The following is a 16,400-nucleotide window of genomic DNA, read 5'->3' as shown; positions in this document are numbered from 1 at the left end:
TATATCAGTCCTTTTTTTCAAGCGGTGCATAGTTGGCAAGCAATCTTTTCGGTCCTGCAGTTTTAAAGACAATATCGAGTTCCGTATTGTCCCCTTCTCCTTTAACCTGTGAAACAATACCTTCTCCGAAGGCTTTGTGGGAAACCTTATCACCAACATTAAAATTAGTGCCTGTATTTGTGTTTATAATACGCGAGCGTTTTTTCGGTCCGCGTGAAAAAGATGAACCTTCGCTGCTGCTGCCTGGCATACTGTTTGAAAAGACGCTTGACGATTCCAGCAGTTCTTCCGGTATTTCACTCAGGAAGCGGCTCATCATGTTACTCTCGGTTTTACCGTAAAGCATGCGCGATTCCGCACGCGACAAGATTAAATGCTCCATTGCGCGCGTCAGGGCCACGTACATCAATCGTCTTTCCTCTTCCAGTTCCTGATCATCGAACTGCACGCGGCGCGATGGAAAGATGCCTTCTTCGAGACCGACGATAAAGATTACTTTAAACTCAAGTCCTTTTGAGGCATGCATTGTCATCATTGTTACACCGGCGGTATCATCCATGCCGTCCTGATCGGATACAAGGGCCATATCACTCAGGAAGTTAAATAAATTATCATCCGCAACAGGATTGTCATTATCGAATTCTTTTGTTACTGTCTTGAATTCCTCGAGGTTTTCAAGCCGGCTTCTGGCCTCCAGTGTTTTATCGGAACTCAGCATATCATGGTAGCCTGTATCAGCCAGCACTTCATCAACGAGTTCCGTCATTGTCAGATACTTCGATTTTTCTTTTAAATTATCCAGCACCTGAAGGAGTGACATCAATTTCCCTACAGTTTTCGCCGGAATACCCAGGAAGTCCGCATCGCGGATGGCATCATATATGCTTGAATTTAATTGTTCTGCATGAGCCCGAAGCTTATCGATTGTCTTCGTGCCGATTCCTCTTTTTGGAACGTTGATAATACGCTGGAAGCTTATATCGTCAAAAGGATTCTGAATGACTTTTAAGTAGCTCATCAGGTCTTTAATTTCCATTCTGCTGTAGAACTTCGTTCCGCCGACCATTTTATACGGAATACTCGATTTGACAAAAGCATCCTCAACCGCACGCGACTGGGCATTCGCACGGTACAGTACAGCCATCTCGCCGTAAGAATACTTTTCAGAAAGCTCTTGCACTTTCTGGACGACCCGCTGCCCTTCCTCACGTTCACTGAACGATACATTCACATCAATTTTTACGCCGTCACCTTTATTGCTTCGCAGGTTTTTCGGTTTGCGCTCTGTGTTGTTATCGATCACGGCGTTCGCCGCATCCAGTATCGTTTTCGTCGAACGGTAGTTTTCTTCCAATTTGATAACTTTTGCTTCCGGATAATCTTCTTCAAAATTTAATATGTTCTGGATATCCGCGCCGCGGAATTTATAAATCGACTGGTCCGAGTCGCCGACGACGCAGATGTTCCGGTATTTAGCAGCCAGCATCTGGACAAGCTGATACTGAGCGTGGTTTGTATCCTGATACTCGTCCACGTGAACATACTGAAAACGTGTCTGATAATAATTCAGCACGTTCGGCTCCTTGTGAAACAGTTCAATTGTGAGCATAATTAAATCATCAAAATCGAGAGAACTGTTGCGGTAAAGAATTTCCTGATAATCTTTGTAAATCTCACTGTAAAGCTCATCCTGAAAACCGCCTGCTTCTGAAATAGCCTGTTCCGGTTTGATGAGCTGATTTTTATAGTTTGAAATAACTGAGAGAATGCTTCTCGGATTATGCTGCTTTGTATCCAGGTTGCGCGTTTTTAAAATATCTCTGACGACCGACTGCTGATCGAGCGGATCCAGAATAGAAAAACTCGTGTCATAGCCGAGATAGCTGATATCACGCCTCAATATCCGTACACACATTGCGTGGAAAGTAGAAATCCACATCTTTGATGCATCTTCTTCAATTAATTTATCGACACGTTCGCGCATTTCTTTAGCGGCTTTGTTCGTAAATGTAATTGCCAGTATATTGTAGGAAGGCACCTGCTTTTCATCGAGCAGATAAGCAACCCGGTGAGTCAGCACGCGCGTTTTACCGCTTCCCGCACCTGCCATAATTAAGAGCGGGCCTTCCGTCGTTTTAATTGCTTCCAGTTGTTCTTTATTCATCGTAGATAAATCCATTATAAAAACTCCAGTTTATTAAATGATAGTTTCTAATGCCTGCCGAGCATCGTCGTAAATAATATTGCCGACAACTATTATATCGCTGACGCTGTCCATCTCTGTGGCCGTATCTTTTGAGACGATGCCGCCGCCGTAAACGATGGTTGCGTTTTCCGCTGCTTCATACGCTTCTTTAACCAGCTCCCGGTCGCCGAAGACGCCGCTGTACTCTATATATATGTAATCCATTTTGTATAACTTATCGAGCATATGAATCATCGCGATAAATTCTTCGTCATTCACAGAATGGCAGTTTGCATGTTTAAACGCTTTGCAGTCCTCGTTCATTATAATATAAGGCAGGAGTGAAATACTGTCGTAATCGATAAAGTCATGATACTCCATCAGTGCACGCACCAGCATGCCGTGTGTAAAAGTGACATCATCCGTATTAATTACCGTCGGCACAAAATAATGATCAAAACCCGGCACAGCCGCATCGGGATGAGGGATTTCAAGTGCTGCAGGAACATCATAGTTTCTTATGCGCCTGAGCAGCTCTGAAACATTTTTTTCAGTGACGTTATCAGTACCGCTGACCAGCAGTAGATCCGTGCCGGAATGCACAATTTTTTCGAATGTGCTGCCGCTGATTTCTTTAGCCGGATCCAGTTTAAATATATGCTTTGCATGTCGCATCATAAGACCATATCCTTTATAAAATTCATAAGATGATTATATCATTTTTAACCTCCAAAAAACATTAAAGGAGGAGGATGGAAGTATAAGCTTTAAAAGATAATTTTAAAGTGAATATAAAGAAACCCGTACGCCGGCTCTCCCTCGGAAAGCTTGCATACGGGCTGATATGTTATTTAAACCAGATCGAAGTATTCTTCAAGTGTCAGGCCGCTTTCATATATAGCGGGCGCTTTATCTCCGACATACCTTAAGTGCCACGGCTCGTACATATAACCGGTAATATTTTCTTTGCCTTTCATGTAACGGATAATAAAGCCGTATTCATGTGCCACATCTTTCAGCCACTGAAATTCGGGCGTATATTCAAAAGACGTCTGGAGCAGCACTGCACTGTCATAAGAACCGACATCGACAGCGAGTCCTGTCTGGTGCTCGGAATGTCCCGGCTCCGCGCTGTACTGATCAGCTGCTTCTTTGCCGTCCCGCGCCACATAGCTGTTATACAATTCTGCCTGGTAGTCGTAGCTTCTAAAACCGCTTACCAGTTCAAAATAAAGTCCTTCTGCCTCGGCATCTTCAAACATTTGAGTGTATGCCTCAATTACTTCAGGCTGCATTTCAGGATTATAATCCTCAGGCAGCGGTATTTCCTTATTTACTATTAACACGCCGTCTGCATAAGTCACACCGTCGACGACTTCAATGTTAACCGGGATGTCCAGATCGGTGAAGGTCAGCGGTTCATAAGCTTTCGTATATCCCGCCGCTTCGATTTCCTCCGGTGCGCTGCTGCATGCTGTCAGCAAAAATGCCATGAGTACTGTGATTAATAATCTTGATACTTTCATCTTATTCCAAACCTGCACGTTTAAATATAGTATCGACACGGCTCAGATGGTGGTTTTCATTAAAGCACTCATCCAGCTCTTCTGCCGTCAGCACTTCCTGTATACGCTCATCTTTTCCAGCAAGCTCTCTCAGAGGTACTTTAGTTTCCCATGATTCCATGGCTTTCGGCTGAACTAAGTCGTAAGCTTCTTCGCGTGACAGTCCCTTGTCGATTAAGGTCAGCATAATCTGCTGAGAGTATACAAGACCGAAAGTTTTGTCGATGTTGGCCTTCATATTTTCAGGGAACACCGTCAGGTTTTTCATAATTCTGCCGAAACGGTTCAGCATGTAATTTAAAGCAATCGTCACATCCGGCAGCATAATTCTTTCTGCAGATGAATGTGAAATATCACGCTCATGCCACAGAGGTACATTTTCGTAGGCGGTTGAAACATAGCCCCGGATGACGCGGGCAATTCCCGTCACATTTTCACTGCCAATCGGGTTGCGTTTATGAGGCATGGCACTTGAGCCTTTTTGCCCTTTCGCAAATGCTTCTTCTACCTCGCGTGTTTCTGTTTTCTGCAAGTGTCTCACTTCTACAGCAAACTTCTCAACTGATGTTGCAATCAGTGCCAGCACCGCTATGTAGTGAGCATGACGATCGCGCTGCAGCGTCTGAGTCGATACTGGTGCAGGCGTCAGGCCGAGGTGTTTACAAACGTATTCTTCAACTTCCGGCGGAATGTTGGCAAAGGTGCCGACCGCGCCGCTCATTTTACCGACTTCAATTTCTTCGCGGACATCTTTAAAACGTTTCAGATTCCTCACCATTTCCTGATGCCACAGAGCCATCTTAATACCGAAAGATGTCGGTTCTGCATGCACGCCGTGCGTGCGTCCCATCATGAGTGTATGTTTATGTTCGCGCGCCTTATCAGCTAATATCTCGATAAAGTTATTTAAATCCTGCTCAATAATTTCGTTTGCCTGTTTCAATATGTAGCTCTGGGCAGTGTCGACAACGTCAGTAGACGTCAGACCGTAGTGAACCCATTTCTTTTCTTCTCCTAAAGTTTCCGAAATCTGGCGGGTAAACGCCACAACATCGTGACGCGTTTCCGCTTCGATTTCTTTAATGCGGTCCACATCAATACGGGCATTGGGACGGATGTTTTTTACTTCGTCTTTTGGAATGACACCGAGCTCCGCCCATGCTTCTGATGCAAGAATTTCAACTTCCAGCCACGCATCAAATCTGTTTTCTTCTGTCCAAATCTTCGTCATTTCTTCCCTTGAATATCTGCTTATCATTTTGTCTCATCCTCATTCATTAATTTGCCTTCAAACATAATCTCCTGATGCGAGACGGTAATCTCGCCGTTTTCTTCTTTGAAAACGGGCTGTTCGAATCTTCTTACCGGCTGGTAGCCTTCGGCTTTCATCGCCGCCAGCACATCCGTAAGCGACCCGTCTTTTTCTACTTTAAATTTCTTTTTTTTCGGTTTTTTGTGCTGTGTCATGAACCTCACCCTGCTCCTGTGCTTCATATACTTCTTCAAGTACTTCTTCAACATTTTCCGGCTGGTAATTGCTCATCTTGCGTCTGCTGAGCCCTTTTGTCCAGAAGCCGCCGTGAATATTTTTCGGTTCGTGCGAAATGATAAACGCCCTGTCATCGAGCTCTATAATTGTTTCGATCAGTTTCCGTTCATATTTTCTCGGAGTTAAAATCTGCATTACCGTACGCTGGCCGTCACGCCCGTACTGATGACTGTGCGTTACTCCGTAGCCTAAATTGCGCAGGTCGTTCGGCAGATCGATGTCTTTTTTCGCCGCAGTCACATTAACTACAGTGTAGCCGAGCGCCAGCTTTTCTTCGATTTTCGTGCCGACCAGTATCCCGACACCAAATCCGAGCGCGTAAGCGACAATATTCTGAGGACGGTCCAGGTTGTCGAGCACCAGCCCGAGGCCGATGACGTAAACAAATGTTTCCAAAATACTGAAGGCAGCCGCGACGAAGCGGTAACCTTTCAAGGTCATTATGGTCCGCATCGTTAAAAATGTAACGTAGATAATATTAATTACGAATATAACTAATATCATCAGCATGGGATTATCTGAAATTGCCTGAAGCATAATTTAATCTGTCCTTCTTTCTGTTTTAAACTGGTAAATTATAGCGATTATAAGGTAAATCGCGTTTGTGCTGTGACTGGTAATATAAGGTTTTAATTCTGTCATATGCTTCATCAGGCACTGTTTTTCCTTCTAAGAAATCATCGATATGATGATAGGTCACGCCAAGTGCTTCTTCATCGCTTAAGAGCGGTTTATCATCTTCGAGATCTGCTGTCGGAATTTTTTCGTACAAATGAGCTGCTGCGCCAAGATATTTCAAAATGTCGCGTCCCTGGCGTTTGTTGAGGCCGGTCAGCGGTGCAAGATCAGCTGCACCGTCGCCGTGTTTCGTATAAAATCCTGTCAGCGCCTCCGCTGCATGATCAGTTCCGAGCACCACACCGCCGGTATGGGCTGCGATAGCGTACTGCACTTTCATGCGCTCGCGGGCCTTCCCGTTTCCTTCCACAAAATCGCTCAATTCGTAGCCGCTGTCGGCCAGCGCCTTAACACCTGCATCAACGGCTTCTTTAATATTGACTGTTGTTTCAACACTCGGGCTGATAAATTCCATCGCATCGCGCGCATCATCTTCATCGCGCTGTTCACCGTAAGGCAGGCGCACTCCGTAAAATTTAATACTGTGCCCTTCTTCGTTCAGCTCATCAGTCGCCAGCTGCGCAATTTTGCCGAGCAGGGTAGAATCCTGGCCGCCTGATATACCGAGTACAAAACTTTTTATAAAACTGTATTTTTTAACGTAGTCTTTTAAAAAATTAATTATTTCGCGGGTTTCCGCTGCCGGGTCAATCTCCGGTTTAACGTGCAGTTCCTCTATTATGTGCTGCTGCAGTTTATCCATAGCAAATCACTCCAATATATTATTTGAAAGTTCTTCTATGAGATTATTTTTGACATTCCATAATTCAGCCGATAAATCCACCGGATATTCCTGCGGGTTTAAGAAACGTTTCGTTTCTTCCCAGATTGTATCGAGGCTCTGCCGGCAGTTTTCCTGCATTTCACCGACAGACGGAGAAGTGTAAACAACCTTGCCGTCGATAAAAATATCCTGAAGCAGTTCAACAGGCTCAAACGATTTAACCAATTTCCGTTTCATCGTATGCACCGGATGGAACATTAACAGCGGCTCTTCAGGATTAAGGACTTCATCGTGAAGTGCAATATAATCTCCTTCTGACATTCCTGTTTCCTTATTGATGATACGGTAAACTTTCTTCTTGCCGGGCGTCGTCGTTTTTTCAACATTGCCGGAAATTTTTACCCGGTTCTGCCATTCGCCTGCTTCATCCTGAATCGCTGCAAGTTTGTATACCGCGCCGAGCGCCGGATTATCATAAGCCGTAATCAGTTTCGTACCGATTCCCCAGCCGTCGACTCTGGCACCCTGTGACATTAAAGATAAAATTGTCACTTCGTCGAGGTCGTTCGAAACGATGATCTGCACATCTGTATAGCCTGCATCGTCGAGCATCTTGCGAGCCTGTTTCGTTAAATATGCAATATCGCCGGAGTCAATTCTGATTCCTTTAAAGTTAATTCTGCTGCCGAACTCATCTGCCACTTTAATAGCAGTCGGTATGCCTGATTTCAGTGTGTCGAAGGTGTCTACTAAAAATACACAATCAGTATGTGTTTCTGCATATGCTTTAAAGGCATCGTAATCATTTCCGTATGCCTGCACCATTGCGTGAGCATGTGTCCCGCTCGGTTTCAAGCCGAATAATTTCGCTGCCCGGACATTACTCGTTCCATCAAACCCGCCGATAACAGCGGCGCGTGCTCCCCATAAAGCGGCATCGAATTCGTGAGCGCGGCGCGTGCCGAATTCCATTAAATTGTCGTCCGGTACAAGCTGTCTGATCCGGCTTGCTTTTGTTGCAATCAGCGTCTGAAAGTTAACGATATTAAGCAGCGCTGTTTCAATCAGCTGAGCTTCAACAAGTGTCGCTTCAACCTGCACGAGAGGTTCATTATTAAATACAGTCTCCCCTTCAGCCATTGAGCGGAGCGTTCCCGTGAAACGTACTGTTTTTAAATATTTTAAAAATTCATCACTGTAACCGAGCGTACTTAAATATTCGATGTCGCTGTCTGAAAAGTGCAGGTGCTGCAGATAATCGATAATATGTGTTAAGCCGGCAAATACCGCATAGCCGTTTTCAAAAGGCATCTTCCGGAAATACACGTCGAAAATTGTCTGACGTTCATGTATACCCTGTTCAAAATACGTTTTTGCCATGTTGATCTGATATAAATCCGTGTGCAGCATGAAGCTGTCATCCTGATACTGATACATACATCCATCTCCTGTGCATTTAACAATTATATTTGCTTTAATTTTATCATATAAACTTATTGTATGAGCGCTTTGAATGCACTATTATATACTGACTTTAAAAACTAAGATATAGATAGATAAAAGCAGTAATGTTAAAATATAATCATATATATTTTTAGTACAAAGAAAAAGGAGACAGACAGTAATGACACAAAAAATATTCGGTCACCAAAATCCTGATACAGATACAATCACATCAGCACTTGTAGCTGCTGACATTGAAACTCAGCTCGGCAACGATGCAGCACCGTACCGCTTGGGTGAAATAAGCAGTGAAACTGCATACGCACTAGAACACTTCGGTGTGGAAGCGCCTGCTTTATTAAATGAAGTCGGTGCAGGCGAAGAAGTTATTTTAGTCGACCACAATGAAAAACAGCAGTCCGCCCCCGGCATTGAAAACGCAACGGTGACAAAAGTATACGACCACCACAGAATCGCAAACTTTGAAACAGAAAGCCCGCTTTACTACCGAGCTGAGCCGGTCGGCTGTACAGCGACAATTCTGAACAAAGTTTACAAAGAAAATAGCTTAACAATCTCGAAAGAATCAGCAGGCTTAATGCTGTCTGCAATTATTTCGGATACGCTTCTGTTCAAATCACCGACAACGACAGAAGAAGACATCGACGCAGCATCTGAACTTAAAGACATTGCGGGTGTTGATCTGGAAGAATACGGCCTTGAAATGCTGAAAGCCGGTGCATCAACTTCCGATAAAACAGCCCGTCAGTTAATTACAGGCGATGCGAAAACATTCGACATCGGTGAAAAGAGTGTGCGAATTGCGCAGGTTAACGTCGTTGACGTAGACGAAGTATTCTCACGCCGCGAAGAACTCGAAATCGCTATCAACGAAGAAATCGAACGCGACGGCTACGATCTGTTCACGCTCATCGTGACAGACATTTTGAACTCCAACTCAAAAGTACTTGCCTTAGGCCCTGAATTCTCTTCGGTCGAACGCGCATTTGATGTTGCACTGGATGAAAATACAGCAGTCCTAGAAGGCGTTGTCTCACGCAAAAAGCAAGTCGTGCCTAACATTACAAAAGCATTATCTGATTTATAATAGTAAATGGATGAATGAAACCCGCCCTCGTGGCGGGTTTTTTGTATATTTGGGGAGGGGTGGCGCTAGTAAACGTCGTCGTCCCTTCAAACGACAACATCCAGACACGGGTAAACGTCGTCGTCCCTTCAAACGACAACATCCAGACACGGGTAAACGTCGTCGTCTCCTCAAACGACAACATCCAGACACGGGTAAACGTCGTCGTCTCCTCAAACGACAACATCCAGACACAGGTAAACGTCGTCGTCTCCTCAAACGACAACATCCAGACTCAGGTAAACGTCGTCGTCTCCTCAAACGACAACATCCAGACTCAGGTAAACGTCGTCGTCTCCTCAAACGACAACACTCAGACACTAAAATATAAGAATCATTCTCTATAATTCTTATATTTCGAAGTATAGTCAAGGTATTTCATTGCCTCGTTAAAATCGTAATATTTAAAAGTATACTCTGTACTTTTTCCTTTCCTGTTTTTATAGCAATACTTCTCAAATGCTCTCCTCACGACTTCCGTATGTAAATCATCACCAATTAATGTCATCAATCTTTTTTTAGTCATACTTTCTCCATAAAACAAATATTTATAATCACTCATTACACGGAGCATATGAGTTTCATTTGACTCTTTTGCGCCGCAGCTTCCACACTGACGATGGTAACGAGCTTTCAAAAGATTAAATTCTCCACATTTTCCGCAGTACAGCCCTTTACGTAGTTTGTCTATATCAATCTGCGTTTTAAAATACATATTTTCACCGATGCTGCTCTCGATTAGCTTTACAATTGCTTCTGCCTTTGCACCAATATTTTCATACCGGAAACTGCGGAAATATTTTTTCAAGTTGGAACGCACCACAATTTTCCCCCATACCTTATCGTCATCCGTTGTCATTCTGAAGTCATCATTCGGAAAAACAACTTTCCCGCTTACATCAAATGCCGGTCCTCTGCCTTCACTGAGTTTCAACAGTTTATTTACCGCTCGGGTTATCTGCGTAATTCCGTCATCCGATAGTCGACGTGAACCATTGAACCACTGTTCCTTCTCATACCGGTAGTCACCGCAATAATTTTTAATTTCATTCACAACTGCACCACTGTCACTAACTATAATACTGTCGTACTGTGCCAGGGAGTTTTCTATTTTCAGATAAACATCTCTAAGAATGTATACATGTTCATGTCCGACTGAATTAAATATTTCATCATATAAAGTTTCTCCTTCATAACCACGTTCAGCCATTTTCATCTTAATCTTATCTTCCGAACCCAAAGCCATCCTCCTGCTCAATGCCCGGTAATGCAAAAGAACCGGCGGTGTGTTTCTGCTGTTTAAATACATATAATTTCCTCCTTTTAAAAAAGATCCTTCTACCCTATATATAGGCGAAAAAGCCGTTTTTCTTTTAAAAAAGTTACTTAAACACAAAAATAGCAAAACTGGTTTACTTTTTACACAAACATGCCTGCTTTTGACATTTTATCCCAACAAAAAAACCTCTTAAACTGAAGTCTCCCAAACATTTTCGACAACAAAAAACCGGAACCTTCCCGGTCCCGGTGTCTCCCACAAATCTATTCAAATATTCTCATCAGCACACTCGTTTTGCCTTCCTGTAGATACTTTTTAGAACATTCATCTCTGATGTCATATTCCAGTTCATGCAGCGCGTTGCCGAATGACATTTCATCTATCCAGTTTGTCAGATCGGCCTGATCGTAACACGATGGAGCGACAATTTCCTTATTCGTATGATCGACAATAACGCGTGTTGTGCCGCTTGTTTTATCTACTAACGGGAGCAGCAGTACAGCAAGTACAATTACTGTAATAATTCCCCATACTATTTTCTTTCTCATCTGGTTTCCTCACTTACTTTTTATATCCTCTTTAACTTACCATAAATCTGCAGCTTGAAAAATCGAACGTATGTTCGTATAATAAAAACTAAGAGTCAGGAAAGAAGGGATTTGTTATGAAGTTCCGCAGCTATCCTTCTGAAAATTCACAAGGTGATATACCCGAGGGGCGCGGCATGGTTAAGTGGGCGCCTTTCGCAACTATGCCCGAACAGTTTGAAAATATCGGCAGACTGATGGACAGCCAGTCGAAAATCAAACGTCCTGTCTTGTCGGATGACCGGCTGGATGAGATTGAACACATTCTGAAATATGCAGTGAAAGAAAGGCTGCCTGTAAGAGTCGACTACTATTACGACGGAGGCCGCTTCAGTATTTCTCTTCATATTATAAAAATAGACCAATGGAGCATGATGCTCATTGGTCAAATTTACGATACTGAAGACTTCATTTTCGTGCCGTTTATCGATATATTGGATATATTTATATTACCCGCGGGCTAATCTTATTTTTCTAAGAATAATACCGGTTCTTTCTGATGTTCTGTTGCTTTCACAAGATGGTATGCGAGAACTGTCGTTGTAATAGCACCAATCCCCCCCGGTACCGGTGTAATGAATGAGGCTTTGTCTTTTACAGCTTCATAGTTTACATCTCCGACCATCTTGCCATCTTCTGTAAAGTTAATGCCGACATCGATAACAACGGCGTCGTCTTTAACGTGTTCCTCATCAATCAGGTTAATTGCACCGGCCGCGCTGACAATCACATCAGCATTTTTACATTTTTCAACAAGATTGTCAGTGTAAAGGTTGCAGGTTGTTACCGTTGCTTCCCTGTTCATCATTAATAATGATAAAGGTTTTCCGACCACTGCGCTTGCACCGACAACTGTAACGTTCTTGCCTTTTAAATCAACTTCATAATAATCGAGCATATTCATAACTGCTGCTGGTGTACACGGTTCCAGGCGATCCGGATCGTTTGTCAGTACTTTGCCGAGATTTGATGCTTTCATACCGTCGATATCTTTAAACGAGTTCATAATTTCAGCAACGCGTTTCATAGGAATATGTTTTGGCAGCGGCTGCAGCAGCAGAATACCGTTAATTGCGTAGTCTTCATTTATTTCTCTGAATTTAGTTAAAAATACTTTTGTCGAAACATCTTCCGGAAAATGGTACTGGGCTGTTTCCATCCCAAGTTTCTCAAAACGTTTTACCGCAGCATTCTCATAGGAAATTGAATCTGATAAGTCTCCGATTCTGACAAATGCAACTTTAGGTTTAATACCGTGTCTTTCAGAAACTTCCAGTGCCTGTTTAATTTCCTCAGATAAGTGTGCTGCCACTTTTTTTCCGTCCATAATTACTGTCATTAAAAGCACTCCCCTTACTTTTTCTGGTTAATTACCCATCGATAATTGTACCATATTTAAAACAAATATAAAAAAAAGCTATCATCCAAAGATGATAGCTATAAGAAATTATTTAGTTTCACGGTGAAGTGTGTACTTGTTCAATCTAGGGCAGAATTTCATCATTTCGATACGCTCTGGATTGTTTCTTTTGTTTTTCTTAGTGCTGTAGTTGCGATCTCCGCATTCTGTACAAGCTAATGTAACGATTACTCTCATTTCTGTCGCCTCCTTCATTAAGTTAAATCGATATTAAATGATAATATACTCGAATCAACTGGCCAGTTGATCATCCACGCACATAGATGATTGGTATATACTTTTGTAAATCACCTTATCTATTTTACTAGCAGACCGGAAAAATTTCAAGTCTTTCTTATTCTAAAATATACAGTTGCATATCTTCATATATTCGTATATAATTTTAAATCGTAATGATTACGATAAAAAGAGGTTTTCCTATGAAGAAATTATTTCCTGCTTTACTTTTATTATTAATACTTGCCGCCTGCAGTAATGACCAGACGAATGAGGAAGATGGCGAATTAACTATATATACAACAGTATTTCCGCTGACGAGCTTTGTCGAGCAGATTGCAGGCGACACCGTAAACGTAAAATCCATCTACCCGCCGGGCGCCGATATGCATTCATATGAACCGACACAAAAAGATATGATGTCCTATTCCGATGGCGATTTATTTATAACAACCTCAAACGATCTCGATCCGGTCGCAGCGAGTATCGCAGAAACGGTCAGCGGCGATACCGAAATCATTGAGGCAGCAGCTGATATTGACACAGAAGCTTTCCTTGAAAGCCACCATGAACATGATCATGAAGAAGACTCGCATGACCACAGTCATGGCAGTCTGGACCCTCACCTCTGGCTCAGTCCGAAACTCGCAGCAGAAATGGCGGAAACTGTAAAGATTGCCTTGGCTGAACATAATCCTGAATCCGCAGATATCTATGAGGAGAACTTTAAAGTTCTGAAAAATGATATCGAAGAAATAGATCAGGAACTGACAGCAATTACAGAAAACCCTGTTAATACAGACGTTTATATTTCGCATGAATCAATAGGCTATCTCGCCCATCAGTACGGTTTTCATCAGGTCGGTATCAGTGGTCTTAATAATCAAGAGCCGTCACAGCAGGAACTTGCTGAAATTATTGAGAACATCAAAGCTGAGAATATCCCCTATATCCTTTACGAACCGAACGTAGTATCGAGCGTCACAGACGTCATCCGCAGTGAGACAAATACAGAACCGCTCTATTTTAACAATTTAGAGTCACTGACATCTGAAGATCCTTCCGATGCGACATACCAGTCGATGATGAAAAAAAATATCGAAACGCTCGATAAAGCACTCAACAGCAAATAAAAAATCTCCTGAGAAACTCTTCTCAGGAGATTTTTTAACATTTACTCTTTGCCGCGGTATAAATCGTGTTTAATATTCTCTGTAAACTCGCGGATTTCGTCTACATCTTTTTTAAGTATAAATGCCAGTACAACTGCTGCCACAGCAGTTAACGCAAATAAGATTACAAAAGCTTTAAATAACACGCCTAATAAACTCTTAATAAGTTCCACAGCAATCCCCCCTTAATTAACACTTTCCTACTCTATTCCCACTTTTTTGTTTTATAATCTCAATTGCAGGAATATCTGCAGGCGCCCAGTCCAGCTTTTCAATTTCCAAAGGATTTACCCATTTCATCTGAACATGTTCCAGCAGACGGATTTTCCCTGCAAGTATTTTGGCATAGTATGTCGTCAGTTCGACAATGCCAAAATCGTATTCATATACTGTCGTCGTAATCTTTTCCCCAATACTGATATCGAGTGTCATTTCTTCGACCAGTTCGCGTTTTAATGCATCCGCCGGTGTTTCCCCGTCCTCGATTTTCCCGCCGGGAAATTCCCATTTCAAAGCTAAGTTTTTTCCTTCAGGCCGCTGTGCACATAAGATAGAGTTATTTTCATCTTCTATTACTGCACCAACAACTTTTATATATTTTTTCGTCATAATAAAACCTCCGGATGCTTACTTTGTTTCGAGCATCTTAATAATTTCATCTTCAGATAATTGAGCCAGATTATTTTTATAGTTCCCTGCTGCCAACGTCTGGCGGGCAATTTCCGGAATATGTTTACGGTCGATGCCAAGTTCTTCAAACGTCACGCGAAGACCCAGGCGTTCCTTCAATGCATTTAATTCATCGGATAATTCTTCAGTATTTTTAAAGCCCAGCTGAATGCTAATTTGATCAATTCTGGAATCGGCTTTTGCATTGTGCAGAATCCACTGGTCGAGGCTGAAAGCGCACGCTTCAGCATGCGGAATGCCGAACTCCGAAGTTAAATAGTAGCTCATCGCATGGGAACCGCTCGTTGCAGTCTGGCTGAAACCAATACCCGCAGTAGTACTCGCAAGTGCCATATTTGACCGTGCTTCGGCATTTGCTCCTTCGCGCCAGGCTGTTTCGAGATTATCAAAGGCAAGTCTCAGCGCAGTCACTGCGAGTCCGTCGGAAATCGGATTATTGTTTACCGCACCGATTGAATCGAGCGCATGGCAGATAACATCAATACCTGAAATTGCCGTGACAGACGACGGACACGTATATGTAAGCTCCGGGTCTACAAGCGCAACTTTAGGATACAGCACTTTGCCGCTGATAGATGTCTTGATACCTTTTTCTTTATCGCTGATTACGCTGAACGGTGTCACTTCTGACGCTGAACCGCTCGTTGACGGCAGTGCAATCACCGGCAGTGCCTCAATGATATTTCTATCCTGGATAATTGTTCTTGCATCCACGTTTTTAACAATTGCTGCAGCTGCTGCTTTCACGGCGTCCATCGTTGAACCTCCGCCTGCTGCAATCAGCGCTTCAGCACCGTGTTCGTTAGCAGCATTGATAATATCATCTACGTTGCCGACCGTCGGATTTTCTTCGATATCTGAAATGACCGCTTTAATTTGACCCGGCAGGAGTGATTCGAGCAATTCAGCAATACCGTTTTTCACCTGCGAGTTTGATGCAGCTACAACGTACGACTGGTAGCCGTATTTCTCTAATACTGTATCTATTGTCTGCAGCACACCGGCACCGAAGTGCACCTCTGCAGGATTATTAAAAGTAAACATTTTATTTCCCCCTTGGTTTATCTTTTACATTGTACTCATATCGTTTAAAACGCACGGTCAGCGGCTGGAATAAAAGTAAATAGAGCAGAAACATTATAAAACTGATTAACAGAGACGGCACAATCGGCCAGCCCATCAGCGGAATTAAGATAAAGATAAACAGCGCCACACTGAGAATCGCGATATAATCGTATATAATTGATAATGTAGACGGCTCAAGATATTCTTTGCACTTTGCACATTTAATACGTGTCCGCGGTTTCAGGGCATAACCGAGCAGTTTTTCCTTGTATGTCCATTGGTGTTTACAATACGGACACTCTCCCATGACATCACCTTACTTTATGTTTTCTTAGCGTAATTATAACAAAAAAGAAGAGCGCGTTCGCTCTTCTTATTCATCATCTTCAAATTCATAGTAATCTTTTAAAATATCTTTAATGCTGTTTTCTTCTTTGGACTGCACGAGTTTTATATTAGTTGTAACGTGGTCGCAGCCCTCGTTTGATAAATGAGCATTTATCTTTTTAACTAAGTTAAACAGTTCGTCGATGCTGCCTTCAACTGTCGTTTCCTGCGGACCGACAAAATGCGTTAAACCGCAGCTTTCAATCAGCTCGATTGCACTTGTCGTATGCGAATAAAGTTTAGCATCGCCCGGATGATACGGCAAAACCTGAATACTCATCAAATAGTTCATT

Annotated in this window: 21 protein-coding genes; 4 read left to right on the top strand and 17 right to left on the bottom strand. The window is 42.8% G+C overall.

The genetic code is table 11. The features are described 5' to 3' along the window. Positions 1 to 4: 4 nt before the first annotated feature. From pcrA to DFR63_RS08105, 8 genes are all read right to left on the bottom strand, one after another. Positions 5 to 2,179 (bottom strand): DNA helicase PcrA, encoded by a 2,175-nt coding sequence (pcrA, locus tag DFR63_RS08140; protein ID WP_115885450.1) that lies wholly within the window; start codon positions 2,177 to 2,179, stop codon positions 5 to 7. An 18-nt stretch (positions 2,180 to 2,197) separates the two neighbouring features. Then, the gene (locus tag DFR63_RS08135; protein ID WP_115885449.1) at positions 2,198 to 2,863 is read right to left on the bottom strand and encodes a geranylgeranylglyceryl/heptaprenylglyceryl phosphate synthase; all 666 of its coding nucleotides are present in this window, start codon (positions 2,861 to 2,863) and stop codon (positions 2,198 to 2,200) included. Positions 2,864 to 3,036: 173 nt separating this feature from the next. Continuing rightward, positions 3,037 to 3,711 (bottom strand): M15 family metallopeptidase, encoded by a 675-nt coding sequence (locus DFR63_RS08130; protein ID WP_115885448.1) that lies wholly within the window; start codon positions 3,709 to 3,711, stop codon positions 3,037 to 3,039. Between the two features lies 1 nt (position 3,712). Then, entirely contained in the window at positions 3,713 to 5,008 is a 1,296-nt protein-coding gene (gene purB, locus DFR63_RS08125; protein WP_115885447.1) for an adenylosuccinate lyase, read from the bottom strand. After that, positions 5,005 to 5,217 carry an NETI motif-containing protein gene (locus DFR63_RS08120; RefSeq protein ID WP_115885446.1) on the bottom strand — a complete coding sequence of 71 codons (213 nt, stop codon included), beginning with the start codon at positions 5,215 to 5,217 and terminating at the stop codon, positions 5,005 to 5,007. The genes purB and DFR63_RS08120 overlap by 4 nt, the downstream gene beginning before the upstream one ends. Next, complete coding sequence (locus tag DFR63_RS08115) at positions 5,180 to 5,836, bottom strand: DUF2179 domain-containing protein (protein WP_115885445.1); 657 nt, start codon at positions 5,834 to 5,836, stop codon at positions 5,180 to 5,182. Before DFR63_RS08115 ends, DFR63_RS08120 begins: the two co-directional genes overlap by 38 nt. A 25-nt stretch (positions 5,837 to 5,861) precedes the next feature. Continuing rightward, on the bottom strand, positions 5,862 to 6,680 hold the full coding sequence (gene nadE / locus DFR63_RS08110; protein ID WP_115885444.1) for an ammonia-dependent NAD(+) synthetase: 819 nt from the start codon (positions 6,678 to 6,680) through the stop codon (positions 5,862 to 5,864). Between the two features lie 6 nt (positions 6,681 to 6,686). Continuing rightward, on the bottom strand, positions 6,687 to 8,138 hold the full coding sequence (locus DFR63_RS08105; protein ID WP_115885443.1) for a nicotinate phosphoribosyltransferase: 1,452 nt from the start codon (positions 8,136 to 8,138) through the stop codon (positions 6,687 to 6,689). A gap of 187 nt (positions 8,139 to 8,325) precedes the next feature. Here DFR63_RS08105 and DFR63_RS08100 point away from each other — a divergent pair, with 187 nt between their 5' ends. Both DFR63_RS08100 and DFR63_RS11650 read left to right on the top strand, forming a co-directional pair. Then, positions 8,326 to 9,252 carry a manganese-dependent inorganic pyrophosphatase gene (locus tag DFR63_RS08100; RefSeq protein WP_115885442.1) on the top strand — a complete coding sequence of 309 codons (927 nt, stop codon included), beginning with the start codon at positions 8,326 to 8,328 and terminating at the stop codon, positions 9,250 to 9,252. Between the two features lie 59 nt (positions 9,253 to 9,311). Continuing rightward, entirely contained in the window at positions 9,312 to 9,638 is a 327-nt protein-coding gene (locus DFR63_RS11650) for a hypothetical protein (RefSeq protein ID WP_147302211.1), read from the top strand. Here DFR63_RS11650 and DFR63_RS08090 read toward each other — a convergent pair. Both DFR63_RS08090 and DFR63_RS08085 read right to left on the bottom strand, forming a co-directional pair. Further along, complete coding sequence (locus DFR63_RS08090; protein ID WP_115885440.1) at positions 9,626 to 10,600, bottom strand: nuclease-related domain-containing protein; 975 nt, start codon at positions 10,598 to 10,600, stop codon at positions 9,626 to 9,628. The two genes, DFR63_RS11650 and DFR63_RS08090, sit on opposite strands and share 13 nt — an antisense overlap. 233 nt (positions 10,601 to 10,833) lie before the next feature. Beyond that, positions 10,834 to 11,118 carry an alpha-amylase gene (locus DFR63_RS08085; protein ID WP_115885439.1) on the bottom strand — a complete coding sequence of 95 codons (285 nt, stop codon included), beginning with the start codon at positions 11,116 to 11,118 and terminating at the stop codon, positions 10,834 to 10,836. Positions 11,119 to 11,234: 116 nt separating this feature from the next. Here DFR63_RS08085 and DFR63_RS08080 point away from each other — a divergent pair, with 116 nt between their 5' ends. Then, positions 11,235 to 11,621, top strand: coding sequence for a YolD-like family protein (locus DFR63_RS08080; RefSeq protein WP_115885438.1), 387 nt, complete (start codon positions 11,235 to 11,237; stop codon positions 11,619 to 11,621). A gap of 2 nt (positions 11,622 to 11,623) precedes the next feature. Here the strand turns inward: DFR63_RS08080 and DFR63_RS08075 are convergent, their stop codons facing one another. Continuing rightward, positions 11,624 to 12,496 (bottom strand): bifunctional 5,10-methylenetetrahydrofolate dehydrogenase/5,10-methenyltetrahydrofolate cyclohydrolase, encoded by an 873-nt coding sequence (locus DFR63_RS08075; RefSeq protein WP_115885437.1) that lies wholly within the window; start codon positions 12,494 to 12,496, stop codon positions 11,624 to 11,626. Between the two features lie 108 nt (positions 12,497 to 12,604). Then, a complete protein-coding gene (gene rpmG, locus DFR63_RS08070) occupies positions 12,605 to 12,754 on the bottom strand; it encodes a 50S ribosomal protein L33 (protein WP_035811226.1) in 150 nt (49 codons plus the stop codon). A gap of 242 nt (positions 12,755 to 12,996) precedes the next feature. Here rpmG and DFR63_RS08065 point away from each other — a divergent pair, with 242 nt between their 5' ends. Next, positions 12,997 to 13,926, top strand: a complete 930-nt coding sequence (locus tag DFR63_RS08065) for a metal ABC transporter solute-binding protein, Zn/Mn family (RefSeq protein ID WP_115885436.1) — start codon at positions 12,997 to 12,999, stop codon at positions 13,924 to 13,926. Between the two features lie 41 nt (positions 13,927 to 13,967). On the opposite strand, the gene DFR63_RS11815 is transcribed toward DFR63_RS08065, so the two are convergent. The 5 genes from DFR63_RS11815 to DFR63_RS08045 all read right to left on the bottom strand — a co-directional run bounded on the left by DFR63_RS11815 (position 13,968) and on the right by DFR63_RS08045 (position 16,399). Beyond that, a complete protein-coding gene (locus DFR63_RS11815) occupies positions 13,968 to 14,138 on the bottom strand; it encodes a hypothetical protein (RefSeq protein ID WP_162842321.1) in 171 nt (56 codons plus the stop codon). A 16-nt stretch (positions 14,139 to 14,154) separates the two neighbouring features. Next, complete coding sequence (locus DFR63_RS08060; protein ID WP_115885435.1) at positions 14,155 to 14,574, bottom strand: (deoxy)nucleoside triphosphate pyrophosphohydrolase; 420 nt, start codon at positions 14,572 to 14,574, stop codon at positions 14,155 to 14,157. Between the two features lie 18 nt (positions 14,575 to 14,592). Further along, the gene (locus tag DFR63_RS08055; protein ID WP_115885434.1) at positions 14,593 to 15,699 is read right to left on the bottom strand and encodes an iron-containing alcohol dehydrogenase; all 1,107 of its coding nucleotides are present in this window, start codon (positions 15,697 to 15,699) and stop codon (positions 14,593 to 14,595) included. A gap of 1 nt (position 15,700) precedes the next feature. After that, positions 15,701 to 16,027 carry a TIGR04104 family putative zinc finger protein gene (locus DFR63_RS08050; protein ID WP_115885433.1) on the bottom strand — a complete coding sequence of 109 codons (327 nt, stop codon included), beginning with the start codon at positions 16,025 to 16,027 and terminating at the stop codon, positions 15,701 to 15,703. Positions 16,028 to 16,093: 66 nt separating this feature from the next. Beyond that, complete coding sequence (locus DFR63_RS08045) at positions 16,094 to 16,399, bottom strand: thiamine-binding protein (RefSeq protein WP_115885432.1); 306 nt, start codon at positions 16,397 to 16,399, stop codon at positions 16,094 to 16,096. Position 16,400 lies beyond the last annotated feature (1 nt).

It is taken from the genome of Jeotgalicoccus halotolerans (assembly GCF_003387165.1).
Lineage (GTDB): Bacteria > Bacillota > Bacilli > Staphylococcales > Salinicoccaceae > Jeotgalicoccus > Jeotgalicoccus halotolerans.
Note: the sequence above shows the minus strand (reverse complement) of the source record. Positions and strands in the feature narration are given on the sequence as shown.